Genomic DNA, 636 nt, shown 5'->3' on the forward strand with positions numbered 1-636 from the left:
GTGTAGTAGGCGCCGGGCAGCAGCACGGCCACGGAACCCGCGCCGCGCATGGCGGCAATGCCTGTTTCCGACAGGTGCTCGATGTGGTCGCAGGACAGCGCGCCATAGCGGGCCGCGAGGGCCGCCCCCTCCATGTTCGACAGCTGCTCGGCATGCAGCTTGACGGGCAGGCCCAGGCGGCGTGCGGCCTGGAAGACCTGCTCGGTCTCGGCCAGCGAGAAGGCGATGCGCTCGCAGAACACATCGACCGCATCGGCCAGGCCCTCGGCCGCCAGCGCGGGCAGCATGGTGCCGGCGACGAGGTCGATGTAGTCCTGGCTGCGCCCTGCGTACTCGGGCGGCAGCGCATGCGCGCCCAGGAAGGTGGTGCGCACGGTCACGCCCAGGGCCTGGCCCAGGCGCCGGGCCACGCGCAGCTGCTTGCGCTCGTGCTCCAGCGCCAGGCCGTAGCCCGACTTGATCTCGATGGCGCAGACGCCCTCGTCCAGCAGCTGCTGCAGGCGCGGCAGGGCCTGGGCGAACAGCTCGTCCTCGCTGGCCTCGCGCGTGGCACGCACGCTGGAGACGATGCCGCCGCCGGCGCGTGCCACTTCCTCGTAGCTGGCGCCGTCCAGGCGCATGGCGAATTCGTTGGCG

General features: G+C 72.2%; 1 protein-coding gene. It reads right to left on the reverse strand.

Features of this window, described 5'->3' with window-relative positions; translation table 11 throughout:
- Window positions 1-636: amidohydrolase family protein (locus HWX04_RS08905; protein ID WP_500676369.1), on the reverse strand; the 636-nt coding region annotated here is incomplete at both ends.

The sequence above is a fragment of the Bartonella gabonensis genome (assembly GCF_903679515.1).
Taxonomy (GTDB): Bacteria; Pseudomonadota; Alphaproteobacteria; order Rhizobiales; family Rhizobiaceae; genus Bartonella; species Bartonella gabonensis.